Source organism: Haloterrigena sp. H1, assembly GCF_005938085.1.
In the GTDB taxonomy this organism is placed as follows: Archaea; Halobacteriota; Halobacteria; order Halobacteriales; family Natrialbaceae; genus Natrinema.
Window position 1 is genome coordinate 2345846 of sequence record NZ_SMZK01000001.1, and the last position, 25126, is coordinate 2370971.

Consider the following 25126-nt stretch of genomic DNA (forward strand, 5'->3'; position numbering starts at 1 on the left):
AGCAGCAGCGTACTTGGGGCAGCCGCGTCAGGACGGGATCGACTCGAGTCCCGGCGTCGGCCGTGCGTGTGCAGGCAGTTCCGGCCCGACTGCGATAGATGCTGGCTCCGGCTGCGTCTCGTCCTCCCCAGTTTGCTCGATGACGTACTCTTGGCCCACCGTCGACGCCTGGAGGTTGTCGACGGGTGCGTGATCCTCGGTCAGCAGCGGCACGTCGTCGGTGTTCGGCGCGTCCATGTAGGCGTCGACCTCGCTACGCAAGTCGATTCCCAGGTCGCGCTGGTCGTTTCGTGTCTCGAGGCCGGCCTCGGTAAAGTTCGTCTCGGCTTTCGTCGCGGCGATTTCGATGTTCTGGACGGAGTCCCAGCTCGAGGTGCGGAAGCTGTAGGTCGACGCGAAGGCCTCGTCGATCGTCTTGTACTGCGCCCGGTAGAACGCCGAGCCGGAACCGCTGGGCGCGGCGATGACGTTCGCGAGCAAGACGCCGTCCTCATCTAGATGGCTTTCGGCCAGCTCCATGAACTCCACTTGCGTGAGGTGAATGGGGACCTGATCCTTCTGATAGGCGTCGAGGACGATCACGTCGTAGGTCTTGTCGGTCTCCTGGAGGAAGATCCGCCCGTCTTCCGTGTGGGCGGACAGGTTCTCGCTTTCCTCGAGCCGGAAGTACTCCTTGGCCGTCCGCGTCACTTCGGGGTCGAGTTCGGCGACGTCGACGTCGACGTCGTACTTCCGTTCGAAATCCTTTGGCCCGGTGTAGCCGCCCCCGCCGATGAACAACACGTTCTCGACCTCGTCTGGATCGTCGACCATCAGCATGGGGAGGTGGAAATATCGCGTGTACTCGAAGACGTGCCGGTCGGGGTCCTCGAGATCCATCGCGCTGTGGCGTGCCCCATCGAGATACAGCGTCCGGACGTCGCCGTCGTCGATGACCTCGAGTTCCTGGTAGGCCGTCTGGGTCTGGTAGACGACATCGCCGCGGTGGTCGAACGCCACCGGGCCGAGGCCGGCCGCGACGACGAGCATGATCGCGATCGCGACGCTGGCCGACGCCGGCTTCGGGGTGAGTCTGGGCAGTGTCAGCGCGAACGCGGTCCCGACGAGGATGAACCCGAACAGGAGGCCGATCATGTCGATGCCGAGTGCGGGAACGAGGACGTACGTCGTCGCACCCGCACCGACGATGCTGCCGATGGTGCCGAGCGCGTAGACGTGGCCCGATGCTTCGCCGGTCCCCTCCTTCTGGGACAGTTCGGCCGCGTACGGACTGATAAAGCCCAGCAGGTAGGTCGGCGGCCCGAAGAGCATGATGACAGCCGGGAGTGAGGCATAGCGGGCCGGCAGCGGGATCGCCGACGCCGAGAGCAGCAGTTGGTCGCTCCCGTAGATCACGACGGCAACGTATGCCGCCGTCCCCAACAGCAGCCAGCTCATGCGCCGATTCGACGCCGTCGCCGCTTTCTTCCCGCCCTGCCAGTAGCCCAGACTCAACGCGGCGAGAAAGACGGTGATGATGCTCCCCCAGGTGTAGATGCTGCTCCCGAACTGTGGGGCGATGATCCGACCGGCGAGAATCTCGAGACCCATGCTCGTGACGCCGGAGACGAACACCGCGACGTCGGGTTTCGTCGGCCGAAAGGCGGAGGACTTCCCCATACTCATTATCGGCCTAACGTGGGCCCGTGACGAGAACTTGTCGGCGCAGTACGGACTCGCCGGCTCTCGAATCGGAGACTCGAGTTCTCGATCGAACCGTCCGAAACGGGATGACGATCGGCTCTCATACGGTCTACTGTACGTCATTTCCGGCGCACCCGCGACTCGTCTTGCGGGTGCGCCGGGAAATCGTTACAGCAAACCGTATCAGTTCGTCGTGATGACTTCGATCACGTCTCGGGACTCGACTTCGTAGTCTTTGCCCAGTTGCCGGTTCGTCCGGCAGTCGATCGCGTGCAGGAAGCCGTCGCCGATATCGGAGTGAAGGCTGTAGGCGAAGTCCTCCGCGGTTGAGTTCGGCGGGATCAGATAACAGTCGGGCAGCACCTCGCCGCGTTCGTTGCCCAGCCCGTTCGCGCCGCCGGGGAACACCGGCGTCACGCCGAGGACGTCGAACAGTGCCGTCTCGAGGGCAGCCTGCACACCCGTCGCGCCGAACTCGGTGAGGAACTCCCGGATCTGCTCCAAGCCCTGTTCCTGGTCGCCGGAGACGTCGCCGGTGATCTCGAAGTCGCTATCGCCGGGTCGGTAGTCGACGACGCCAGCCTTGTCGGCCGATTTCAGCGCCTTCTCGGCGTGGGCGCTGCAGGGGACGATCGTCAGGTGATCGTAGTCGGGATCGTTCGTGATCTCCTCGTAGTTATCCTGTGCTTCGGGCGTGTCCATCTTGTTCGCCGCGATGACCATCGGCTTGGTCTCCTTGCGGATCTCGCGGGCGAGCTCGAGTTTGTCCGCTTCCTCCCACTCGTCGGGCTCGAAACCGATGTCGACGCGTCGGATGAGGCGTTTGATCTCGTCTTCGTTGGTTTTGAACGCGCTCATCTGTTCGGCTAGCTCTTCCTCGATAGCGTCGTCCTCGGTGGTGTAGCCCGTCTCGTAGCGTTCGATACCCTTCTTCAGGACGCCCAGGTACCACTGGTCGAGTTCCTCCTCGAGGAAGGCGATGTCATCTCGCGGGTCGTGGCCCTCGGTGGGTTCGCCCTCGGCGTCCGTTTTCCCGGAGAAGTCGACGACGTGAACGAGCACGTCTGTTTCGTTGAGATCGGAGAGGAACTGGTTGCCGAGCCCGTTGCCCTCGTGTGCGCCGGGGATCAGTCCGGCGACGTCGACGAGTTTCGTCGGGACGAACCGCGTCCCGTGGTCGCAGTAGCCGACGTTGGGCGTACACTCCTCGTCGAACTCCGGTGCCGCACAGTCGACGCGGACGTAGGCCTCGCCGACGCTGGGGTCGATCGTCGTGAACGGGTAGGCCCCCTCGGGCACGTCGTTCATCGTCGCCGCGTTGAAGAAAGAGGACTTGCCGACGGAGGGTTTGCCGACGAGTCCGATCCGGTAACTCGTACTCATTGTTCGTCCCTGGAGCGGCCGGGCTAAACGGGTTTTGTTCCGCTCTCGGCGTGCTATGAGTAAACGTGGCGAGTCCAAACGACCACCAGCTCAGACGTGTGTCGGTGGTTCGACGGCCGTCTCGATGTCGAGTTCCGCGGCGACGTCGTCAAGCAGGTCGCCTTTGACCTCCGAACTCCGCCAGCCGATCTCGGCGACCAGCGGCGGCTCGAACTCGGATCGGATCGTCTCGAGGCGTTCCTCCTCCGTCGTGACGCGTTCGCGGAGGTAGCGTGCACCGCGGCCGTTCTCGTCGGGGTCGGGCGACGGCGTGAGTTTGTTGGCGACGAGACCGCGAACCTCGAGATCCTTGTCCTGCAGGTCGTCGATCGCACGCTCGGTCTCGTTCAGCGAGAGTTCGTCTGGATTCACAACGAGGAAAAAGGCAGCATCGTCGTGCAACGCTGCGCCGGCGAACTCGAAGAACTCCTTGCGCTCTTCGAGCCGCGCGAGGACCGGATCGCCCTCCATCACGCGGCGCGGTTCGTTGTTGCCGACCGCGGCCTTCTCGAAGAGGTCGATACTCGTCCGGCGCTTGTACATCAGCCGGTCGATCCACCCCTCGAGCAGTTCCGGCAAGCCGAGCAGTCGAAGCGTACTGCCGGTCGGCGAGGTGTCGAAGACGACGCGGTCGTACGGCTCCGAGTTACGCATCACGTCGACGAAGCGGTCGAACAGGGCCGATTCGTAGGCTCCCGGCGTGCCGTGGGCCATCTCGAGTTGGCGGTTGATCTCGTTGACCATCGACGCCGACACCTGTTCGGAGAGGTCCTGACGGATCTCGTCTAGGTGGCGGGTGACTTCGTCCTCGGGATCGATCTGCATCGCGTCGAGTCCCTCGACGCCATCGACGGACTGCGGGGAGTCGTCGAACGGCTGGTCGAACACGTCGGTGACGGAGTGAGCAGGGTCGGTCGAGACGACGAGCGTCCGCTGGCCGTCGCGCGCACAGCGCAACGCGTAGGCACACGAGACGGTTGTTTTCCCGACGCCGCCTTTCCCACCGAAGAAGACGAATGGCTCCATCAGAAGTGGTACTGCTGGCCCTTGCGCTCGAGGTACGTGCCACGATCCCACAGCCGTCGTTCCCAGGCCTCGAACTCGTCTTCGAGATACGGGAGCAGTTCGGCGGTGTAGTAGGAAACCGGCGACGGAATGCCGAAGGCGTCCGGGAAACACGCCAGAATGAACGCGTCCTCGGCGTCTTCGGCTTCCTTCTCGATTTTCTCGTAGGCCGGATGCGAGATCATGCCGTGATAGAGCCCTCGCAGCCACTCCTCGAGGGTCTCGCGAAACGATTCGATCCGGTCGGCCAGATCCATGCCTGTCTCTGGGTGCCGAACGCTCAAAACTCCCGTGGCTCGCTTTCAAGACGCTGTGGCCCCTGGAGCGAGATATGGAGACGGATACGGATGGGGGAATCCCGGTAACAATCCTCTCGGGCAGTCTGGGTGCTGGCAAAACGACGCTGCTTAACCACCTGCTGTCGACCGCCGGCGACCGGACGCTGGCCGTCCTGGTCAACGATATGGGCGAAGTCAACGTCGACGCCGAACTTGTCGCGGAGGGATCAGAACTCGAACTCGACGACGGCGTCGCCGAACTCTCGAACGGCTGTATCTGCTGTGAACTGCAGGATGACCTCGAGACCGCGGTGGTCCGGTTGGCCCGCGACCGCACGTTCGATCACCTCGTCGTCGAGTCGTCGGGTATCTCCGAACCCGCCCCCGTCGCGCGACTGTTCACGACCGAATCCCGCGTCGCGGCGCTGTACGACGTCGACACGCTGGTGACCGTCCTCGACACGCCCGCCTTTCTCGAGGCCTTCGCGGGAGAGGGAACGCCACAGCGTCGAGGCAGCGACGGCGATCGTCCGCTGTCGGACCTCCTCGTCGAGCAGGTCGAAGTGTCGAATATCGTCTTGCTCAACAAAGCCGACCTATGTACTGACGCGGAACTCGAGGAGGCCACAGAACTCGTCAACGCGTTGCAGCCCGATGCCGAGACCATCTCCATCGAATTCGCGGCGGTCGACCCCGATCGACTACTCGGTGCTGGCCTGTTCGACCCTAGTCGAGTAAACGACCTGCCGGGCTGGAAGCGCGCGCTCGAGTCGGCCAGCGACGATCACGGTCACGAAACGACCACAAACCACGACGAGCACAGTCACGGGGGCGACACCCATCACGACGACCACCACGGCCATCACCATCCCGACGAAGTGTACGGCGTCACCTCGTTCGTCTACCGACGTCGCCGCCCGTTCCATCCCGGCCGGTTCGCCTCGTTTCTCGCGGACCTCCCGCCGGCGATCGTCCGCGCGAAGGGAACCGCCTGGATCGCCGACAACGACATGCGGGTGGCGATCGCCCAGGCCGGGCCGTCGATCCGCGCCACAGCGCAGGGGCCCTGGATCGCGAGCCTTCCCGAGATCGAACGCGACATGTACCGGTCGAACCGGCCCGACCTCGAGTGGCACGACGAGCACGGCGATCGACGCACCGAACTCGTCTTCATCGGCACTGAGTACGACGAATCGGCGCTGCGGGCGGCCCTCGAGGACGCGCTGGTCACCGACGAAGAGTTAGAGATGGCTCTCGCGGGCCCCTTCCCCGACGAGCAGGGCGACGAGGTCGTCGTCCGCGAGCCCTGATCAGCACGCACAGCTCCGGCCGGTCGACCGCTCGAAGCGCATCTCGGCACCGCAGTCCGGACAGACCGGCTCTCCCTCGAGGTCGACGTCCCTGATCCGGACGCCACAGTCGTCACACCAGTACGCCCCGTCGGAGCCGTCGTCGGGCCGATTCTTCGGCGTGGGTGAAGCGAGGGCTGTTTTCACCGACTCGATGAGCCCCATAGTCGATCGTTGCCCGGGGACGATAATAAGTCTGTGCCACTATGTAGCACGCCCTGCGGTCGAAACTCCGGTGATGTCGACGCACAATTCGCCTGCCTCAAGCAGTCTATAGCGACAACTGAAACGATTGACATACCGACCGCACAGCCGTCGTGCGATCGGGTGTGCAGTGACGGTCAGTGGCTACTATAGCTACCCGAGAATCAACGGTACCGAAAGCGCGACGATGAGGGCCGCGAGGATCGGAATGAGATAAAACAGTCGCTCGGCGCGGACCGCCGATGGGACACTGCCGGTCATTTCCGGGTCAAACGTCCAGACCTGCCGATAGAAAGCGACGACGGCGGCAACGGCGAACAGCGCAGCCGAGAGCACGATCGCCGTCTCGAGGGCCAGCCCCAGCTCTCGTCCGTACAGCGGGCCGAACGACAGCAAGACCATGAACGTGAGCCCGACGACCACGACGAACGGCACTGGATCGACGGGTGTTCCGTGACGATTGCGAAGGTGCATACGAGCCGTTCGCGCTCGAGGGGCAAAGAGCTACACCGTGGTCGCTCAGGTTTCGGACGTAGTCCACGAACTGCCGCCGGCGAACAGTTAAGTAGCGGTGCCATCGTCTCCCTGTATGAGCGATGGCGATAGCGACGCAGATGGGTTCGAGGCCGGTGTGGCGTCCTCGGAGGGGGACCCTCGAGTCCTGCTCGTGCTGAACGCCGTTCTGTCGACGCTCTTTGGGTGGACGATCGTCTGGGGGCTGTCGTATCTGGGGTTTCTCGAGTTCGGGTTCATCAACGTTGCCACAGCGGCGATACTGCTGTTCGCGATGACGTATCTCGTGACGATGTCGTAAGGCCGCGACCGGCTATCGGCCGTAGATCAGCCGCCGGCCGAGGTCGTCGAGTCGCTCGGTCACCCGTCCCATCCAGGCACCCAGCGAGATGCGCCGGAGCGTCTCGTCGTCGACCTCGATGGCGGCGTCGCCGAACGGGTCTCGAGTGGCGGTTCCCTCCTCGTCGTCCGCCTCGTCGGCCGACGCGACATCGACGACCGTCGACATGGAACATCGGCCGCACGCTTCCGTTTTCTTTCCATCCATGTGAGTTACGTACACGGTGGTACGACTCCCACGGCTAAAAGCTGCCGCCCCAGGTCGACGACCGTGCACCGCGACGCCAACCGGCCGACGTGACAGTACTCGTCACCGACGGCTATTTGAAACCTCGACGGATACCAGTGGTATGGGAATTCGGACCAGGGAACGTGCCTCGAGGGATGGCCAGTCATCGTCACACCCTCCCGAGACACGATGAGTGAGCGAGCGACGCCGGACGAATTACCGGCGGAGATCCGCGAGGCCGTCCCCGACTGGGACGACGAGTATCTCGACCGCGTGTCCGACCGGCTGATGTACAACTACGACCTCGAGAAAGACCGTCACGCCGGCGGTCAGCGGTGGGACCTCTACGGCGAGATGCGCGTCCGCAGCCAGAAACAGTTCTTCCATCCAGCGTTGAGTTACGCCGATCACGAGGCCGAGGAGTACCTCTTTGCCCGCCGCGAGTCGACGCCGACGGTGGCAGGACTCGAGCGCCTCGTCGACCTCGGCCACGAACTGGCGGACGAACACGTCGTCGCCGACGAGGAACACTTCGGGACGGACATTACGTTCGTCCTCGCTACCGACGAGGTGCCCGACGGCGTCCGCGAGTTCGTCGACGGCTTTCGCGACCGGACGTTACTGAAGTTCGGCTATCACGGCCACTACGAGGTCAATCTGGTCGTCGTCGTCCCCGTACACGAGACCCACGTCGCCAGCGAGGCTGCTGACGTCGCCGAGGCGTTTACTCTCTGGGACGATGTGACCACGCCCGAGGAGGGTTTTCTCTCGCGGTTCGCGAAACGATTCTGGCAGTAGGACAGTAGGCGGTTCGGCCATCACAGTCGCTCTGCGCATATAGAGCGTTCAACTGACGACTACTGTTGGGAGCGAAAAACGAACGACCAGCGAGCGTTAGTCGTCGCCCGGTTCGGCGGCGGGCGTCTCGGGGCCGCGACGGACGTTGCTAATGTTTCTGTATCCGAGCCTGACGAGTGCCAGCGCCAGGACGATGAGCACGAGCCCGATCACCATCTGGACGGCCGAGGAGAGCATCGCCTCGAGCGAGCCCGCGCCACCCTGCAGCAGGTTCAGGTACAAGTTCTCGTAGAACACCAGGATCGACAGCCCGAGGATGGTAATCGTCACCATGATCGCCATCGGGACGCCGGTGGAGACGAGTTGTTTGCTGTCGTCCCAGTTTGCCAGCCACACGGTCGCGGTCAGCAGCGCCAGCGCCGCAAGCAGCTGGTTTGCCCCGCCGAAGAGCTGCCAGAGGACGACCCACTGACCGGAGACGACCAGCAGGTACGCCGGAACGACCTGGATGATCGGATTCGTGTACCGGCCACGCGCGAACGACGCGGGATCGGCGCTCAGGCCCGTGGCAGTCCGTCCGGCGGGCGTGCCAACGATCTCTTCCATCATGTACCGGCCAAGACGGACGGCCGTGTCCGTCGAGGTCAGCAGGAAGCTACACAGCACCAGCGCCATGAACACGGCGCCGACGGTCTGGGGCACACCGAGACTGGTGAGGATCAGCCCACCACCGGACGCGAAGTTCGGCAATGCGGCACCGATCCCGCCAGCGGGATCGGCAAAGCCCCACACAGCGAGCGTCGAGAGTGCGACTGCAGCGAGCAGCCCCTCACCCAGCATACCACCATAGCCGATCAGCCGGGCGTCGGTCTCTTTGTCGAGCTGTTTGGCGGTCGTCCCCGAGGAGACCAGCGAGTGGAATCCACTGATCGTCCCGCAGGCGATCGTGATAAACAGCAGCGGGAACAGCGGTGCTAACCCCGCGGCCTCGACACCCCAGAATCCCTCGAACGCGCCGATGGTCTCGTCGATGACGAGCGGCTGGGCCGACGTGCCGAGGAACGTCCCGACGATGATCGCGACGGTCGCGCCGCCGACCCCAGTGTACAGCAGGAACGACGACAGGTAGTCACGCGGCTGGAGCAACACCCACACGGGCAGCGCGCTCGCGATCGCGGCGTAGACCATGACGAAGGGAATCCACGCTGCGGTGTTCCCGCCGAGAGCACCCGCGCCGGGCACCCACTCGCCGGCCCCACCGAACAACACGATCGTCCCGGCCGGGTAGTCGCCGGCGAACAACGCCAGCGGGTACTGAAGCCCGACCCAGACAGCGGCGAAGACCCCTGCGACGAACAGCACCGTCCCGGGAATGAACGGGCCGTTGAACTGGTAAAGGTAGACGCCGAACACCAGCGCCAGCCCGATGTAGAGCAACGATGCCGTGACGACCTGCGGGTACGCATTGAAGACGATCCCGACGACCAGTGCGAACACTGCCACCACGAGGACGATCGTCAGGAACGCGAACCACAGCAACATGTTCTTTCCGCTCTCGCCGACGTACTCGCCGATCATGTAGCCGATCGACTTCCCCTCGTGACGGAGACTGCCCGACAGCGAGACGAAGTCGTGAACCGCACCCATCAGCGGGTTGCCGATGGCGATCCACAGCAACGCGGGCACCCACCCCCAGATAGCACCGGCGGTGATCGGACCGACGATCGGCGCCCCACCCGCGATACTCGAGTAGTGATGGCCCAACAACACCGGTTTTTTCGAGGGGACGTACTCCTGTCCGTCCTCGTATTTGTGTGCTGGTGTTTCCGCCTCCTCGTCGAGCTCGACGAACCGTATGAGGTACCGCGAGTACCCCACGTAGCCGGCGGTAAACGTCACCAGTACTGCCGCGATGATCCATATGACTTGTGTCATGGTATCTCTACACAAATGAAGCGGGTCGAATACCCTTAATTGTTGGTTATTATTATTTGGGCCCGTTGGCTGTCTGTTTCGATCCTAGATGATACTCATATGTCATTGTATATGAAAAATTCAGTACCGCCTACAGAGGGATCGGCCGACTGTTTCTCGCTGCGAATTGTTCATTGCGTGCCAGTCAGCACGAAGATGGTATCCGTTCGGGTGTGGCGCTACTCGAGAACAGCGGCAAGCGCGTCCATCGTCCGGTCGACGCGGTCGATACGCGCGTTGTGGCCCATGTGGCCGACTCGGAGGACGTCGGCGGCGAGGTCGCCGAGCCCGGTCGCGAGGACGATATCGTGGTCGTCGGCCATTGCCGACTGAATCGCTTCCGCCTGTCCCGGAACCTCGAGCGCCGTTACGGTCGGTGACGACCGCGCCTCGTCCGGATACAGCGACAGCCCGAGTTCGCGAGCCCGGTCGCGGCAGTGTGCTGCGGCCGTCTCGTGGCGCTCGAAAACGCTCTCGAGGCCCTCCTCGAGCATCAGATCGATTGCGGTATCGAACCCATAGAGGTTCGATACGAGGTGGGTGTAGGGGAACCACTCTTTCTCGGCGGCGTCGCGCCAGGGCTCGAGGTCGGTGTAGAGACTCGGCGTCTCGAAGGACTCGATTTTGTCCCACGCGTGGTCGCTGATTGAGCAAACGGTCAGGCCTGGGGGCGCGCTGAAACACTTCTGGGAGGCACCGAGACAGACGTCGATCAGATCGGTGGGGACCGGCGTCCCGCCCAGCGAGGAGACAGCGTCGACGACGCTGATGACGTCGTGGTCGTCGAGAACCTCGAGAACCGGCTCGATGTCGTTGAGCATGCCCGTCGGCGTCTCGCAGTGAACCATCGTCGCGATGTCGAACGAGTCGGCTGCGAGGTGATCCTCGACCGCCTCGAGGTCCAGCGGCTCGTCCCACGGCGCGTCACAGACGACTGCCTCGCCGCCGGCCATCTCGACGAAGTCGGCGAAGCCCCCACCGTAGAGACCGTTCGAAATACACAACACCCGGTCGCCTGGCTCGACCAGCGACGCGATGGCGGCCTCGAGCCCGAGGATGCCCTCGCCACCCAGAATCGCGATTTCGTCGCCGCCGTAGATCGCCTCGAGTTTCTCGAGCAGGTCCCGGTAGAACGCGAAGAACTCGGGTTCGACGTCGGGATTCGGCATCGGCTCGCTCATCCGCTCGCGGACGGCTGCTGGCACCGCAGTTGGGCCCGGAGTCATCCGGAGTCGATCGTCGGTCATACGGAGTCTACCGCTACGTTCGGGCATAAAACCACTCGAGACGGTGCCGTGTCTCGCGTGGGCACTCGGACCGCCGCCGTCGGATTGGGGCCGAACTGGCCGTGATAGACGGGCCTTTTTAAGTTCTCTGCGACGGTAGCCGCGGTTATGACGACACTCGACGGAGAGACGGTCATCGTCACCGGTGCGAGCCGGGGACTCGGCGCATCGATGGCGAAACGGTTCGCCCGCGAAGGGGCGAACGTCGTGGTAACCGCTCGCAACGAGGCCGATCTCGAGGCGGTCGCCGCCGCCGTCGCAGACGCGGCTGGCGAGGTGCTCGTCGCGCCGGCGGACGTTACCGACGAGGCTGCGGTACGCGCGGTCGTCGACGCGACGATCGAGGAGTACGGCACGGTGACCGGCCTCGTGAACAACGCCGGTATCGGACTGTTGAGCATGTACGGCGAACAGCGCGTGCTCCACGAGGTCGACACCGCGGACTTCCGGCAGATTCTGGACGTGAACGTGACCGGCGTGTTCCTGTTCTCGAAGTACGTCGTCCCCGAACTGATCGACAACGGTCGCGGAGCCATCGTCAACATTTCGTCGGGCTTGGGCCGTCGCGGTGCGGCGAAATGGGGGCCGTACGTCGCCTCGAAGTGGGCCCTCGAGGGACTGACCCGGACACAGGCCGCCGAACTCGAGGACGATGGCATCACTGTCAACGCCATCGACCCTGGCGGCCGCGTCGAAACCGGTTTCTGGGATCACCTGACGGAATCGGAACGGGACGAGATTCGCGAGCCAGACGTGATGAACGACGCGGCCACGCGCTTGCTCGCGCAGGGGCCCGACGGCGTCACCGGCGAATCGATGGCCGCCAACGAGTGGGAACGTCGATTAGAGTGACGGGGGCTCGTTAGGAGGGGAGAGGGTGTCATAGAAGTCTTCGCTGGTGTGGATTACAGCGTCTTCTCCGGTGAATGGCATCATAAGTACAGCTGCATATTTCATGACGGCAAAGTTAGCTATAAGCTTAGCAAGTAAAAATCACTATTCGAGAGGTATCCACGGATATGACTGCTACTCGGAACCTTCGCAGGTTTCATACGGTCTGCTGTAACGATTTACCGGTGCAACCGCAGGACAGGTCGCCGTTGCACAGGAAATGACTGACAGCAGGCCGTATCAGGATTATTTCGCCCGGGTTCTTGGTCTCTGGATCGGCCTCACGGGCATTATCGCTACGATGGTTCTCAACGCTTTGCTTCCGGTGGAGTTTCTTGGGCCAGTAAGTGGGTTCGCTTACAACTATGTAATCGGGCCGGGACTGCTCCTTCTCGTCGGCTCCTATGTGGGGTGGCTCTCGACGCGCCCGTGGCGAGCCACTATTGGAACGGCGTTTCTCCTCTGGGGAGCGATGACGTTATTTCTCGGGTGTACCGGTGGCGCATGTCCAATCCCAGAAAATTACGAGCAGTGGCGAAATATCAAATTCGCTATTGACATAGGAATGGTCGGCCCGACCCTACTCGTTGACTCGCAACCGGGAGCCTGCGCATTTACCTGTCCCTACAGGATCAGATTACTCCCACTCGCTATTGGGTATGGGTTATTGGCTTTCGCAGTGATTGCAGACGAAGAGTACAGCGGGTCTGATTGAAAACCAACAGCGATATTGGCCGAGAGACGTTCCAGAGTCAGCCAATCAATCCTAATAACGTCTGGAGAAGTTGAGCCCCGCCCGGATAACTATCTTTTATCAGCGAGAGAATCCCGGCGTCGTCCAACAGTATATCACTCGAGCCGTCGTAGCCACAACCAGTACTGACATGGCTGACTGCGATCCACGGCACGCGACCGAGAGCGACCTGTTCGCGGCGCTGTACGATCGGCTCCCCGACCGCTTTCTGGTTGGCCCCCACCGCGAGTACCTCGCAACCGACCTCGCCGGAAACGTCCTCGATCTCGGTGCCGGCACCGGCGCGATGGTTCCCTACGTCGACGATGTCGCCGATGGCGACCTCGAGTATCACGCGATCGAACCGGACCCGAAGATGCGACGGCGGGCCGCCCGTAAGGCGGAGGCGGCCGACCTGCAGGTGCACCTCCGTGACGGACGCGGCGAGTCGTTGCCCTACGCCGACGACAGTTTCGACACCGTGCTCTCGAGTCTGGTCTTCTGTACCATCCCCGACTTCGACGCGGCGCTCGCGGAGGTCGCCCGCGTCCTGCGCCCAGGCGGAGAACTGCGCTTTCTCGAGCACGTCCGCAACGACGGCTGGCGCGCACGAGCACAGGATGCGTTGACGCCGCTGTGGTCGCGTGCAGCCGGTGGCTGTCAGTTGAACCGCGAGACGGTCGCACGGTTCGTCGCCGACGATGCGTTCGAGGTCCTTGAGGTCGAGCGGGCGAACGTCGGGGTCTTTCCGGCGACGCCGATCGTCCGCGGGCGGCTTCGACGGCGACAGCCGACGGACCGGTCGCTTCTCTCGAGTCTCACGCCGAACTGACTGACACGGAATCGGGGAATCGTCGTTAAGTCTACGCCTGTGGTAGGTCTCGACATGGGACGGAAGACGCTGGTCGCGATCGACGGCTCCCCGCAGGCCGAGGCAGCGCTTGCGTACGCACTCGAGGAGTTTCCCGAGTCGGCAATCACGGCAGTTCACGTCGTGCAGGTGCCGGAGGGATACTGGACGGCGTTTTCCGATTCGACGACGAAAGTGCCGGGTTACGAGGATGCAGTGGCACACGGCGAAGAACTACTGGAATCGGTCGCGGAAACGGTGGCTGATGAAGGGCATGCGCTCGAGACGGTCCTCAAAACCGGCAAGCCGTCCCGGGAACTCGTCGACTATGCCATCGACGAGGCGTTCGAACAGATCGTCATCGGCAGCCACGGTCGCCACGGCGTCGATCGGGTGATGCTCGGCAGCGTCTCCGAGACGGTCGTCCGTCGTGCACCGATGACGGTGATCGTCGTTCACGAGGAGTAATCGACACGACCACTCGGCGTGTGCGACACAAACCCATAGTGGGCTGCGATCGTAGGTTGCTGCTAGACCATGTTCGACGACAGAACTGACGCTGGCGAACGACTCGCCGCAGAACTCGAGGCCCGCGACCTCGATATCGACGTCGTCCTCGGGATTCCCCGCGGGGCCTTACCCGTCGCGCGCCCGGTCGCAGACGCACTCGACGCCGACTTAGACGTCGTCGTCGCGCGCAAGCTGGGTGCCCCGGGGAACCCCGAACTCGCCCTGGGTGCGGTCGCAAGCGACGGCAGCGTCTGGTACAACGACGATCTGATCGCCCGAGTCGACATCCCCGAGGAGTATCTCGAGGAGGTCCGGGCCGAAGAAGCGGAGAACGCGCGCGAAAAGGCGGACCGGTACCGTGAGACGGCGGGATTGCCGGAGCTCGAAGGCAAGCGGGTCGTGGTCGTCGATGACGGCGTCGCGACGGGTGCGACCGCAACCGCCTGCCTCCGACAGGTCCAGGAGAGCGGCGCAGAGTGGGTCGGGCTGGCCGTGCCCGTCGGCTCACCCCGATCGGTCGACGAACTCGAGCGGGAGACTGACGAGGTGATCGCCTTGCAGACGCCGGCGGATTTCCGCGCTGTTGGCCAGTACTACCGGAATTTTGGGCAGGTAACCGACGAAGAAGCGATCACGTATCTCGATCGAGACGGCTAACGGACCGGTCGCAACGAGCCGGGGACTATTCGATCGGCATCCGGCGGTTCCGCATCTCCGCACCGCAGTTCGGACAGGAATCAGGCGCAGTTGCGTGGACAACGGTTCCACAGTTGAAACACTCGTAGGTCGATTCCGTCTTGGGGTCGAGTTTGATGTCTTTCATGACAGAGACGATGGACGAGTCGGATTCTGGTGGTCGTCGCATTTAGGAATAATAGGGATATTAGGATGAACCTATCCGTCAACTATCTAGCGTCGGCAGGATCGAAGGGTTCAGTATTCAACCACCATCGGACGGCACTGCCGGAACGCCGAGTTCGCTGAAGACGACATCGAAGAGCTTCCGCTGGGCGGTCCGAATATGCCGGTAGAACGCTGCTGGAGAGATCTCGAGGGCCGCAGCGACGTCTTCGCCCGACTGGTCGCGTGGGGACTCGAAGTAGCCGCCGTAGTAGGCGACCTGGACGACCTCGAGCTGGCGGTCGGTGAGACGCTCGCGCAGCGTCGATCGGAAGTCCCGTGGCGACGGTCGCTCGACGGTCCGTTTCGAGCGGAGGTCGGCGTCCGCAAACGTCTTCGAGACGATGTCAGCGCTCTCCCGGACGTCGGCGGCGCTCGGCACGTCGACGACGACCCGAACGTTCGAGGGGGTCGCCTCGACGCCGCGCAACACGATGCCGTGATCGGCGAGTTGATGGGCGAATACGGGCCGTGAGAGCTGTACGCGGATCGTCCCGCCGGCTTCGTTCCCATCAGCGTCGAGGGTATCTGCCTCGGTGTCGCTGCCCGCGCGTCCCTCACTGCTGAGGACCTGTACGCGTTCGACGCCGACGAGGTCCGCTGCCACAGCCGCGACGGCGTCGGGTGGGGCACCGTCGATCGTCGCGAACACCGACGGTCCGTCGTCGTGTTGGCGAACGCCCCCGTCGAACGAGACGGTACACTCAGCCTGTCGGGCGAGTCGGGCAAAGAGGAACGTCTCGTCGGCCACGTCGAACTCGAGTCGCGTGCTCGCGTCCGACAGCAGGGCGTGTTTGCGCTCGACCGCAGCGATCGCGGCGGCGATCGTCTCGCCGAGTTCCGCGAGGACGGCCTGGATCATCTCGTCGAACGCCTCAGGTTGATCCGCATAGACGGTCAACACGCCATACGAGAACTCGTCGTAGGCCAGCGGGACACTCATAACGGACTGGTATCCGCAGGTGAGGGCAGTCGACCGCCATGGCTCGTCACGAAGCCCGTCGGCGACGTTCGACACGACGGTCGCTTCGCGGTCGGTGGCCGTCCTGACGGCCGGCTCGCTCGCGTCCGCACACGCAAGCGAGACGGTATCGATGTACTCCTGGCCGTCTACGGTGCCGCTTTGTGCCCGTGACTCGAGGTGCTCGCCGCCGGCCTCCGGAGCGCCGACCCAGGCAAAGGAGAACCGATCGGCGGTCGTGAGCCGATCACAGACGGCGTGTTCGATCTCCTCGCGGGTTTCCGCACGGACCAGCGCCTGATCGAGGTCTCGGATTATCTCGTTGATGTGGTTGAAACGCGTGAGCTGTCGGTTTCGACGCTTGAGTTCGCGATCCCGCTCGCGCAGCGTCCGCTCGCGCTCGAGCCGGTCGAGTGCCGCTTCTGCGGTCGCCGCCAACAAATCAGTGAGTTCCCGTGAGACGTCGTCGAACAGCCCCGGCTCGCTCGACCCCACGACGAAGACGCCGTGGTCGCCGAGGGGAACGTACGCGGCACTTCGCAGGTCCGTTTCGGGATTCGAAAGCAACGGGGAATCGTGAACGTCAGCGAAGAATCGCGTCTCCCCGTCGACGAAGACCCGACCGGGGATGCTGTCCTCGGACGCCCGATGGTCGCGGACCGGGCCGTGTACCCGTTCCATTCCCGGCGAGGACGCGGCCGGCCGTAATACGTTCTCGTCGGTATCGAACAGATAGGCGGCACTGGCCTCGAGATCGAGCACGTCCGTCGCGTCGTCGACGACGATCTCGGCGATTTCGCGGTCCGTTTCGGCGTACAGGAGCTGTCGCGTGGTCCGATGTAACGCCGTCAGCGCCTCCTCGCGGCGCTTGCGTGTCGTGATGTCGCGACAGCTATAGAGGGTCGTCCCGCCCTGGATCGAGACCTCGCGGACGTTGACCAGCAACGTGTGCTCGCGGCCTGCTCGATCGGTCGCCGTACACTCGATGTTGGTCAACACGCCTGTCGCCGCGAGTTCCTCGCGATCGAAGAGGTCCGGCCCGAGGAGGTCGTCGATCGCCCCCATCTCGTGGATCTCGTCGTCGGTGTAACCGAAGATAAAGTGGACGTTCGGACAGACGTAGGTGAACGCCCCGTCGTCGTCGGTGATGAGGACGGTGTCGGTCATGTTGTTGAGCGTCACCCGGTGGAGTTCCTCGGATTCGCGTAACTCCTGCTCGAGCCGAACGCGGTCGGTGACGTCAGTCGCCCGCGCGAGCAGCGAGACGACGGTGCCAGAGTTGTCGCGGACCGGTCGGATCGTCACCTCGAACGTGGTCGCCTCGTCGGGTGCGTCGCGCTCGCCGTGGGGTGTCAGTTCGCGGTGGGCGACCGTGCCGACCGCTGCCTGGTCGATCGCGTCCTCGATCGCAGCCGCGCCGTCCGCGGTCGACTGCCACCAGGGGAGAGTCGACAACGGCCGGCCGCGAACGTCGCTTGCGGTCGCATCGATCGCCGCGAGCGCGGGCTCGTTGGCCCGCCGAACGGAGCCATCCGGCTCGAGCACCCACGCGAACGTCTCCGGGTCCGCAAAGATCGCGTCGAACTGACGGGCACGGTTGTGCAGCTGACGGCGCTCGCGTCCGTCCGCAAGCGCCCGCTCGATAGCCCCCCGGCAGTCCGCGGCCGCCGGATCGGTCGCGCTCTCGCGGGGAACGTACGCAGAGACGTCCGCCGCAACCGCTGCGCTGGCCAGCGACTGGTCGCCATCGGCTGGTGCGAACACGATCGGCAGGTCGCGAGTGCGCTCGCGCACCCGCTCGCAGAGCTCGATTCCGGCCACCTCGTCCGCAAGCGACTGAGCGGTCACCAGACAGTCGACGGACTCGGTCTCGAGCCGGTCGAGCGTCTCGTCGACGGTCGAGACGGTAGTCACCGCGCGTGCGTCGTCCGCAAACGTACTCGAGAGGACGCGATTCGAGTCGGGTGGCTCGGCGACGAGGAGCCGGGCGTCGTCAAGCGTCCGTACGGAAGCCATTCGTCGCTCGTAGGGACTCCTGGGGCTACAAAGCATCGCTCGAGGCAATCAGTTGCGACCGTCGACAGTCGGTTCAGAAGAACGAATCCGGCCCGTCGATGCTGGAGCCGAGTTGCGATCGAGACTGATACGGATTCCTGTTAGTGGGTGCCGGCGCACCCGCAGGACGGGTCGCGGGTACGTCGGTAGATCGATACAGCAGACCGTATGGCCGCGTGTCCCACCAAAAGCGGTGGCCGAAGCGGATCACCGACAGTCGTCCAGGGTCACGGTCCCGTCCGTGGACATCGCAACCCAGGCGTCGTCTCGAGCGATGTCAGCGATGACGAGGTGTGATCGACCGTCGATTTCGTCGATCGCTGCCACGATGTCGCTCGACGCGTCCGCCTGCTGTCCAGCTGACGTCGCTTCGGGTGTCATATTCGATCGTATACCGACAGCAGTGATGAACGTTCCGAAACTCGCTCAATCTATGGTTGAATATCGAAGAAAATACCTTCATTTCGTATAAACCAAGATGTTATAACCAGAGGCAAGTAACAGTCGGAACTGTTATGTAGTTCGTCAGGGTTCGTCCGCGACGACTGACTGGACGTGCCCGACCACGCCGCTTTTCAGTCTGACATGTGGCTCTTCGGGGTCGTCACCGTAGACCGTCGCGATCTCGCCGATAAGCGGTTCGGTATCCTCAGACCGAGGGTCTGCGTTCTCCTGTCTGATCTCGACAGTGATTCCCTGCCGCAACTCGTCAGCAGTCGAACGATCGGCTGACATAGACGGAGAGGCGTCAAGTATCCCAAAAAGGACACTGCCTGCAGTTTCGACGGTCGGATCGGCGGCCTCAGCCGCGAGTATCGTGACTGCGATACGAGCCGTCTCCTCGATGCGACGGCACGACCTTCCGACTTCGGTCACTCCTCGTCGAACTCGAGGGCGACGGAGTTGATGCAGTAGCGCTTGCCAGTCGGGTCAGGGCCGTCCTCGAAGACGTGGCCGAGGTGGCCGCCACAGGAGGCACACAGGACCTCGGTGCGGCGCATGCCGTGGCTCGTGTCGAGTCGCGTCTCGATCCGGTCGTCGTCGGTATCGTAGAAACTGGGCCAGCCACAGCCCGATTCGAACTTCGTTTCGGAGTCGAACAGTTCCGCTCCACAGCCGGCACAGACGTACGTCCCATCGTCGGTATGCTCGACGTAGTCGCCGCTGAACGGGGGTTCGGTGCCCGCCTCGCGGAGGACCCGATACTCCTCGTCGCTCAGTTGGCTGCGCCACTCCTCGTCGCTCGTCGCGTGGTCTCCCTCGTTACTCATGGGCAGTAATAGGGCCGAGAGGCTCAAGAGTCTGTCTCCGAGCCGATCGCTAGGTGCCGCCACGGCGCACTCGAGCCACCCAAGACCGTCCGCTCAGCGGCTGGTGATGATGTCCGTACTCCCACAGCTCGGACACTGGGTCATGCGGCCCAGTTTGGGGACTTCGATCCGTCGCCATGCGTCGTCTCCGCCGGGCGCTTCGAACCCACAATTTCGGCACCGTGACCGTTCGTGCGCTGAGAGTTCGCTTGCCATGTCACGACATATGTCGGACGGTGTCATAGTTGTTGGTTCCGTTTACAGTGACCCTCGTCGATTACGACGGGTCGTGCGACCGACGGGCAACCGGCGTCGGCCGCGGGTGACAGGGGAGTGGAGCGTGGACGGCGCTACTTGATGGGGTTGGGCTCCGACGACACTCGTCACCGAAGTACCCCATCCGTTCGCGTGGATCGATCGGAGATCGTCTCGTCGATGCGACCACCGCCATCGAACGCCCGTTTTCGGATGGTGCCGTCGGGTTTCCGAACCCATCCGGGTCCAGCGCTCGCGTCGTCTCCGGGAGCTATCGCCCACCGTACCCGATCTCCGTCGAAAGTGTCCACAAACTATTATAAAAGTATTGCCGAACGTTTCATTCACCGATCACGACACCACTGGCCCCGTGTTCCCGTCATACAGTCCGCTGTCCCGATTTCCCGATTGGACCGCAGGGCGGGTGGCGGTCCAACCGGAACCCACTGACGGAGTCCGTATCAGTTACTCGAGTTCGATCACGGCGGACCGTCAGCCAGTCTGACCTGTCGCTACGTCTTCCAGTTGGATTAAGGGTACTCCAGCCGAATCGAGAGGTAATGGGTCCCGGGCACGAACTCGCCGCAACGGCGCTCGACACACTTCCGATCACCGTCGCAATCATCGACGATGAGGGAGAGATCCAACTGACGAATCGTTCGTGGAGCGAGTTCGCGAGCGCGGAGACCGACGCTGGACACGTCGGGGCGAACTATCTCGCGGCTGCCGTGACGACAGACGACGAATACGCCCAGCAGGCAGTCGACGGGCTCGAGGCCGTACTCGACGGCGATCGGGACTCGTTTTCGATGGAGTACCCCTGTCACACCCCCGACGAAAAGCGCTGGTTCCTGATGCGTGTCACCCGATTTTCCCACGACGGCCAGCGGCTGGCGTCGCTCGTCCACCTCGAGATCACCGAGCGAAAGCTGGCCGAACTCGCCGCCGAGGAACGCGCCCAGCAACTCCACGAGGAGCGACGGGCCGTCGAGCACGTCCTCGAGCGCGTCGACGGGCTCATCCGCGACGTCACCGACGCCGCCGTCAGTGCGGAGACGCGAGCCGAGATCGAACGCGAGGTCTGTCACCGACTCGCCGCGACCGACTCCTACGTGCTCGCCTGGATCGGCCGCGCCGACGTGACGAACCGCCGGCTCTCGCCTCGCGAGTGGGCCAGCGGCGACGACGTCCCCCTCGAGGACGACGAACTCCTCCTCGACGCCGACGGCGCACATCCCGCCGTCCAAGCGCTCGAACGCGACGATGCGCAGGTGATCGCGGACGTAACGGATCACGACGCCGCCGACCGGTTGTGGCCGATGGGGGCTGGCGACCAGTTCCGATCGGTCGTCGCCTTGCCGCTGACGTACGGCGACGTCACCTACGGCGTCCTGGTCGTGTTCGCCGACGAGCCCGATGCCTTCGACGAGCGAGAACTGCTCGTCCTCGAGTCGCTGTCCGGAACGGTCGCGACCGCGATGAACGCACTCGAGGTCAGGCGGATGCTGACGACCGAGGCCGTCGTCTCCGTCGAGGTCGCGATCGAGGACCCATCGCTGTTCATCACGGCGCTGTCGGCGTCGTTCGGCGCTACGGTCAGCTACCGCGGCCTGACCGAGGACGACGGCACGCAGCTGGTCGTCCTCCACGTCGATCGGACGCTCACAGACGACGAACTCGAGGCAGCCAGGGTCGAACACGACGTGACACCGCTCTCGACGACCGACGACGGCACGCTCCTCGAGGTCGCCATCACCGACGGGCTCGTGACGGCGTTAAGCGAGCACGGAGCGGTGATTCGCGAACTTGTCGCGACCGACGGCATCGCCGATCTCGCGGTCGACTTCCCGGACGGCCGCTCCGCACGGTCGGCGTACGACCTGCTCGAGCGCCGATACGACCGGGTCGAACTCCTCAGCTACCACGAGCGGGACGAACCCGCTCAGACGCCACACGACGTGACGGCACGCCTCGAGTCGTCGCTGACCGACCGGCAACTGATGGCGCTGCGCAAGGCCTACTACGCGAACTACTTCGAGTGGCCTCGCGATATCTCGGGGGAAGAGCTGGCCGAGTCGATGGACATCTCCCGGTCGACGTTCCACCAGCACCTGCGGGCTGCCCAGCGGAAAGTCCTCGCCGAACTGTTGGAGTGACGACCCCGACGCCTGTCGGTTTTCGTGTTAGTACACATAGTGAGGGGATGATACTTTATATGTACATGTCGTAGCGGATACATCCGAGCGCTAATGGCCGGGGTCAACGAGGCAGAGGATGCAACAGGAACACATCGACGCAGGCAAGGCGATACAGAAACGAACCGGGAAAACGTTCTATCTCGCGACGCGGTTTCTCCCCAAGCGCGTGCGACACGCCACGCACGTCCTCTACGCGTTCTTCCGGATCGCTGATGAGGTCGTCGACGACGCCAACGGCGTCCCCCCCGAGGAGCAACGCGCCCGACTCGAGGAACTTCGCGCAGAGGCGCTGGGCGAACGCACGCCCGACGATCCGGTCCTCGAGGCCTTCCAAGAGCTGCGGGCGGAGTACGGCATCACCGACGAGGAGATCAACGAGTTCATCGACGCGATGGCCACCGACATCGACACCGACCGCTACGAGACCTACGCCGACCTCGAGTCCTACATGCGGGGGTCGGCCGCATCGGTCGGCGTGATGATGACCGCGATCATGGAACCCGACGACGAGGCAACCGCGCTGCCACACGCGATCAAACTCGGCGAAGCCTTCCAGATGACGAACTTCCTGAGAGACGTCCGCGAGGACGTCCTCGATCGGGACCGCATCTACATCCCACGGGAGACGCTTCGGGAACACGGCGTCGATCCGATACAGATCGAGCGCCTCGAGTTCGACGAATCGTTCGCGTCGGCGATGGCCGCCGAACTCCAGCGAACCGAAGACCTCTACCGCGAGGGCGTCGCCGGCATCCGCTATCTCCCCGAGGATTGTCAGCTCCCGGTCTTGCTGGCGGCGGTCCTCTATGCGGAACACCACACTATCATTCGAGCGCAGGGATACGACGTGCTCACCGAAGAGCCGTCGCTGTCGACGACGCGAAAGCTGTGGTGTCTCGCAAAGACGCGCTGGCACTGGCACTGGAACCGCGACCCCGAGGCCGTGTTCCAGCGGGTGTCGGCGATCCCCTCGGGCGAACCGGAACACCGCGGCCCCGAACACGGAGAAAGCGTTCCGACTCGCTAGCGGATTATCAAACCCCCCGATATGGTGGCACTCATTTCGTTGTGTCGAGTGACGATTCACTCAGTATGTCCGTTAAACAACGCTCTGACATCATCGACGAGGAGCGAGAGATGGCCCGTACGGTCGCGATCAGTCTCGGTACATGGCTTGCGATAACAGTTGCTGCTGTGCTACTGTTGCTGCTGTTTGGTGGCCCGCTCGCAAACCTGCTGCTCTGACGGCTGCCTGCTGACGCAGTCGCTGCTACTTGGCGTCGTCGTCGATCAGCAGCGCCGCCTCGGCGACGATAAACATCGCCAGCTTTCGTTTGGTATGGTTCGCGAGAAGGTGATCCTCGAGTTGTTCGTCGGCGTCTGTCGGTTCGCGACAGACCGGACATTCGACCGGTGGTTTCCTTGCCATGCTAATAACTGACTAGCAGTAATCAAAAGACTCCTGCTGGAACTCTCAGCATCGCTCTCGGTCGCGCAGTGCTATTAGTTTCGGCCACCGGGATGTACGACTGCACGTATCGAGAGGTCGTAGCGCCCGGTCCGAAAAAGGACGAGACAGAACAGCCCAGCGACGGCGGCGGCCAGCCACTGGCCGTAGAGTGCGTTGATCGTCCCCCAGAGGAGGACGAAACTCACCAGATCGTCAAGCGCGAACTCACAGGTTCGGACGCGCTCGCGGACGGCCGCGCGGTCGAATGCGATGTCGACGAGGACGACGGCAATGGCTCCCGACAGGAGCCAGCCCCAGTAGTTCGACGCCGGAACGCCGTAGTAGCCCCCGGGCGGGACGTACGACCAGAAGCCGATGGCGACGGCCGCGGGGTCGAGTACCAGGTCGATCGCGAGAACGGCAGCGACCGCCGCGAGGACGCGTGGGACGATCTGGGTGGCCCGGTCGCCCAGCGCCAGCAGCGTCAGCAGGTAGCCGTTCAGGACCAGCGGGACGAAAAACAGCGGGAGCGCGAGCGGAATCTCGCCACCCAGCATCGGGCCGAGACTGATCCCGTACTCGAAGGTCCCGTAGGGCCAGCCGGTCTGCACGCCGACGAGTTCGATCGCGTACGTATATGTCGTCAGGATCACCAGCGGGACGAGCGCCCGACGGTCGAGTTCGGGGAGCAAGGCCACGACCAGCGGCGAGCGCATCACCAGCGTCCCGAACAGGATCAACAGCGGGTTGTACGACAGCAGCGGCGGCAAGAGCCCCTCCGCACTCGCGACCAACGTCACCGCGCCGATGACGGGGAAGACGACCGCGATGGTAAACCGGTTCTCGCGGATGAGGGCCTCGAGTCGCCGCTGCACGACGGCCCGCGTCGACTCGTCGGCGGTGTCGTCGTGGACCGACGGCGGGTGGCTGACACTGCTGTCCGTCCCGGCGCTCGAGGCCGACGGATTCGACGGATTCGACTCGCCGTTATCCATAGAACACCCTCCAGAGCCCGCCCATCGTCAGTGCGGCGCCGACGACGGTGTTGATCGCCGGGAACCACCAGTACGCACGGTCGACGGCGACGCTCGCCGTGGCGATCGCGACGACGAGGCTCGGGTAGACGAGCATGAGTGCGCCCAGCCGCACGTCGAGCGCGCCGAATGCGGCCGCGCTCGCGAGCCAGCAGACGCCACAGTAGACGTACGTGTGGTGCTTCCCTAACACCGTCGCTGTCGTCCGGATCCCCGTCTCGCGGTCGGGTTCGATGTCGGGGACCGCTGAAAAGGTATGCATCCCCATCGCCCACAGCCAGCCGCCGACGACGGCGAGTATGGGCGGTTGTGTGCCGGCGACGGTGGCGTAGGCAGCCGCGCCCGGCGTAATATACAGCCCGTTCGAGACTGAATCCACGAACGGCGTCGTCTTGAATCTGGCCGGTGGTGCGCTGTAGGCCGCCCCGAGGACGAGGAAGGCGATCAGCCAGGGGATCGCGGCGGTCGAGAGCACTGGGAGGAACAACACCGGCAGGGCTGCACAGAGCCCGACGACGGCGGGGACGTATCCCTGCCCGCGATAGCGCGCCTCGCGCTCGTCCTTTTTCGGGTTCGCTGCGTCGATCTCCCGATCGTAGACGTCGTTGATCCCATAGAGGAAGACGTTCGCGGGCAGGAGGAAGTACCCGAACAGGACGATCGGTGCGGGTGCGAACAGATCACCGACGGCGTCGGCCGCATAGGCCGCTCCGACGAGCACCGGCCCCGCAAGATATAGCCAGAACCGCGGCCGCGAGAGGACCAGCAGGTACGAGAGGTGTGCGCCGATGCCGTCGTCGATCGCCCTCGAGTTCGAACTCATCGGTGGTCACTCCGTC

Annotated in this window: 29 protein-coding genes; 11 read left to right on the forward strand and 18 right to left on the reverse strand. The window is 63.8% G+C overall.

What is annotated here, in order from left to right; all coding sequences use genetic code 11:
- Window positions 1-27: 27 nt before the first annotated feature.
- The 4 genes from E2L06_RS11700 to E2L06_RS11715 all read right to left on the reverse strand — a co-directional run bounded on the left by E2L06_RS11700 (window position 28) and on the right by E2L06_RS11715 (window position 4427).
- Entirely contained in the window at window positions 28-1665 is a 1638-nt protein-coding gene (locus E2L06_RS11700; protein WP_138781607.1) for a spermidine synthase, read from the reverse strand.
- 201 nt (window positions 1666-1866) lie between these two features.
- Entirely contained in the window at window positions 1867-3066 is a 1200-nt protein-coding gene (locus E2L06_RS11705; protein ID WP_138781609.1) for a redox-regulated ATPase YchF, read from the reverse strand.
- A gap of 90 nt (window positions 3067-3156) precedes the next feature.
- Window positions 3157-4131 carry a TRC40/GET3/ArsA family transport-energizing ATPase gene (locus E2L06_RS11710; protein WP_138781611.1) on the reverse strand — a complete coding sequence of 325 codons (975 nt, stop codon included), beginning with the start codon at window positions 4129-4131 and terminating at the stop codon, window positions 3157-3159.
- Window positions 4131-4427: a hypothetical protein gene (locus tag E2L06_RS11715; protein WP_138781613.1), complete on the reverse strand. Its 297-nt coding sequence runs from the start codon at window positions 4425-4427 to the stop codon at window positions 4131-4133. The genes E2L06_RS11710 and E2L06_RS11715 overlap by 1 nt, the downstream gene beginning before the upstream one ends.
- Window positions 4428-4501: 74 nt before the next feature.
- On the opposite strand from E2L06_RS11715, the gene E2L06_RS11720 reads away from it, so the two are divergent.
- Window positions 4502-5758 carry a GTP-binding protein gene (locus E2L06_RS11720; protein WP_138781615.1) on the forward strand — a complete coding sequence of 419 codons (1257 nt, stop codon included), beginning with the start codon at window positions 4502-4504 and terminating at the stop codon, window positions 5756-5758.
- Here E2L06_RS11720 and E2L06_RS11725 read toward each other — a convergent pair whose 3' ends face one another.
- The gene (locus E2L06_RS11725; RefSeq protein WP_138781617.1) at window positions 5759-5962 is read right to left on the reverse strand and encodes a hypothetical protein; all 204 of its coding nucleotides are present in this window, start codon (window positions 5960-5962) and stop codon (window positions 5759-5761) included.
- A gap of 192 nt (window positions 5963-6154) precedes the next feature.
- Window positions 6155-6475: a hypothetical protein gene (locus E2L06_RS11730; protein WP_138781619.1), complete on the reverse strand. Its 321-nt coding sequence runs from the start codon at window positions 6473-6475 to the stop codon at window positions 6155-6157.
- Between the two features lie 115 nt (window positions 6476-6590).
- Between E2L06_RS11730 and E2L06_RS11735 the strand changes: the two genes are divergently transcribed.
- A complete protein-coding gene (locus tag E2L06_RS11735) occupies window positions 6591-6815 on the forward strand; it encodes a hypothetical protein (protein ID WP_138781621.1) in 225 nt (74 codons plus the stop codon).
- A 12-nt stretch (window positions 6816-6827) separates the two neighbouring features.
- Here E2L06_RS11735 and E2L06_RS11740 read toward each other — a convergent pair whose 3' ends face one another.
- Entirely contained in the window at window positions 6828-7022 is a 195-nt protein-coding gene (locus E2L06_RS11740) for a hypothetical protein (protein WP_171052354.1), read from the reverse strand.
- Between the two features lie 249 nt (window positions 7023-7271).
- Here E2L06_RS11740 and E2L06_RS11745 point away from each other — a divergent pair, with 249 nt between their 5' ends.
- On the forward strand, window positions 7272-7880 hold the full coding sequence (locus tag E2L06_RS11745) for a hypothetical protein (RefSeq protein WP_138781625.1): 609 nt from the start codon (window positions 7272-7274) through the stop codon (window positions 7878-7880).
- Window positions 7881-7976: 96 nt separating this feature from the next.
- On the opposite strand, the gene E2L06_RS11750 is transcribed toward E2L06_RS11745, so the two are convergent.
- Together E2L06_RS11750 and E2L06_RS11755 are read right to left on the reverse strand one after the other, a co-directional pair.
- Entirely contained in the window at window positions 7977-9815 is a 1839-nt protein-coding gene (locus E2L06_RS11750; RefSeq protein WP_138781628.1) for a carbon starvation protein A, read from the reverse strand.
- Between the two features lie 218 nt (window positions 9816-10033).
- Entirely contained in the window at window positions 10034-11101 is a 1068-nt protein-coding gene (locus E2L06_RS11755; RefSeq protein ID WP_138781630.1) for an alanine--glyoxylate aminotransferase family protein, read from the reverse strand.
- A gap of 147 nt (window positions 11102-11248) precedes the next feature.
- On the opposite strand from E2L06_RS11755, the gene E2L06_RS11760 reads away from it, so the two are divergent.
- The 5 genes from E2L06_RS11760 to E2L06_RS11780 all read left to right on the forward strand — a co-directional run bounded on the left by E2L06_RS11760 (window position 11249) and on the right by E2L06_RS11780 (window position 14781).
- A complete protein-coding gene (locus tag E2L06_RS11760) occupies window positions 11249-11992 on the forward strand; it encodes an SDR family NAD(P)-dependent oxidoreductase (RefSeq protein ID WP_138781631.1) in 744 nt (247 codons plus the stop codon).
- A gap of 259 nt (window positions 11993-12251) precedes the next feature.
- Window positions 12252-12746, forward strand: a complete 495-nt coding sequence (locus tag E2L06_RS11765; RefSeq protein ID WP_138781634.1) for a hypothetical protein — start codon at window positions 12252-12254, stop codon at window positions 12744-12746.
- Window positions 12747-12915: 169 nt separating this feature from the next.
- Window positions 12916-13596, forward strand: a complete 681-nt coding sequence (locus E2L06_RS11770; RefSeq protein WP_138781636.1) for a class I SAM-dependent methyltransferase — start codon at window positions 12916-12918, stop codon at window positions 13594-13596.
- A 54-nt stretch (window positions 13597-13650) separates the two neighbouring features.
- Window positions 13651-14082 (forward strand): universal stress protein, encoded by a 432-nt coding sequence (locus E2L06_RS11775; RefSeq protein ID WP_138781638.1) that lies wholly within the window; start codon window positions 13651-13653, stop codon window positions 14080-14082.
- Between the two features lie 69 nt (window positions 14083-14151).
- Window positions 14152-14781: a phosphoribosyltransferase gene (locus E2L06_RS11780; protein WP_138781641.1), complete on the forward strand. Its 630-nt coding sequence runs from the start codon at window positions 14152-14154 to the stop codon at window positions 14779-14781.
- A gap of 25 nt (window positions 14782-14806) precedes the next feature.
- Here the strand turns inward: E2L06_RS11780 and E2L06_RS11785 are convergent, their stop codons facing one another.
- The 6 genes from E2L06_RS11785 to E2L06_RS21900 form a co-directional block, all read right to left on the reverse strand.
- Complete coding sequence (locus E2L06_RS11785) at window positions 14807-14947, reverse strand: rubrerythrin-like domain-containing protein (RefSeq protein ID WP_138782548.1); 141 nt, start codon at window positions 14945-14947, stop codon at window positions 14807-14809.
- A 117-nt stretch (window positions 14948-15064) separates the two neighbouring features.
- The gene (locus E2L06_RS11790; protein WP_138781643.1) at window positions 15065-18001 is read right to left on the reverse strand and encodes a bacterio-opsin activator domain-containing protein; all 2937 of its coding nucleotides are present in this window, start codon (window positions 17999-18001) and stop codon (window positions 15065-15067) included.
- 246 nt (window positions 18002-18247) lie between these two features.
- Window positions 18248-18421, reverse strand: coding sequence for a hypothetical protein (locus E2L06_RS21895; RefSeq protein ID WP_171052355.1), 174 nt, complete (start codon window positions 18419-18421; stop codon window positions 18248-18250).
- Window positions 18422-18565: 144 nt separating this feature from the next.
- Window positions 18566-18775, reverse strand: coding sequence for a DUF2196 domain-containing protein (locus tag E2L06_RS11795; RefSeq protein WP_138781645.1), 210 nt, complete (start codon window positions 18773-18775; stop codon window positions 18566-18568).
- 137 nt (window positions 18776-18912) lie between these two features.
- Window positions 18913-19311, reverse strand: coding sequence for a peptide-methionine (R)-S-oxide reductase MsrB (gene msrB, locus E2L06_RS11800; protein WP_138781647.1), 399 nt, complete (start codon window positions 19309-19311; stop codon window positions 18913-18915).
- 93 nt (window positions 19312-19404) lie between these two features.
- A complete protein-coding gene (locus tag E2L06_RS21900) occupies window positions 19405-19566 on the reverse strand; it encodes a hypothetical protein (RefSeq protein ID WP_171052356.1) in 162 nt (53 codons plus the stop codon).
- A gap of 599 nt (window positions 19567-20165) precedes the next feature.
- Here E2L06_RS21900 and E2L06_RS11805 point away from each other — a divergent pair.
- From E2L06_RS11805 to E2L06_RS21905, 3 genes are all read left to right on the forward strand, one after another.
- Window positions 20166-21761, forward strand: a complete 1596-nt coding sequence (locus E2L06_RS11805) for a bacterio-opsin activator domain-containing protein (RefSeq protein WP_138781649.1) — start codon at window positions 20166-20168, stop codon at window positions 21759-21761.
- Window positions 21762-21879: 118 nt separating this feature from the next.
- Window positions 21880-22830: a phytoene/squalene synthase family protein gene (locus E2L06_RS11810; protein WP_138781651.1), complete on the forward strand. Its 951-nt coding sequence runs from the start codon at window positions 21880-21882 to the stop codon at window positions 22828-22830.
- 65 nt (window positions 22831-22895) lie between these two features.
- On the forward strand, window positions 22896-23048 hold the full coding sequence (locus tag E2L06_RS21905; protein ID WP_171052357.1) for a hypothetical protein: 153 nt from the start codon (window positions 22896-22898) through the stop codon (window positions 23046-23048).
- 25 nt (window positions 23049-23073) lie between these two features.
- On the opposite strand, the gene E2L06_RS21910 is transcribed toward E2L06_RS21905, so the two are convergent.
- The 3 genes from E2L06_RS21910 to E2L06_RS11820 form a co-directional block, all read right to left on the reverse strand.
- Entirely contained in the window at window positions 23074-23232 is a 159-nt protein-coding gene (locus E2L06_RS21910; RefSeq protein ID WP_171052358.1) for a hypothetical protein, read from the reverse strand.
- A 74-nt stretch (window positions 23233-23306) separates the two neighbouring features.
- A complete protein-coding gene (gene cruF, locus E2L06_RS11815) occupies window positions 23307-24248 on the reverse strand; it encodes a bisanhydrobacterioruberin hydratase (RefSeq protein ID WP_138781653.1) in 942 nt (313 codons plus the stop codon).
- The gene (locus E2L06_RS11820; protein ID WP_138781655.1) at window positions 24241-25110 is read right to left on the reverse strand and encodes a prenyltransferase; all 870 of its coding nucleotides are present in this window, start codon (window positions 25108-25110) and stop codon (window positions 24241-24243) included. Before E2L06_RS11820 ends, cruF begins: the two co-directional genes overlap by 8 nt.
- Window positions 25111-25126: the final 16 nt, after the last annotated feature.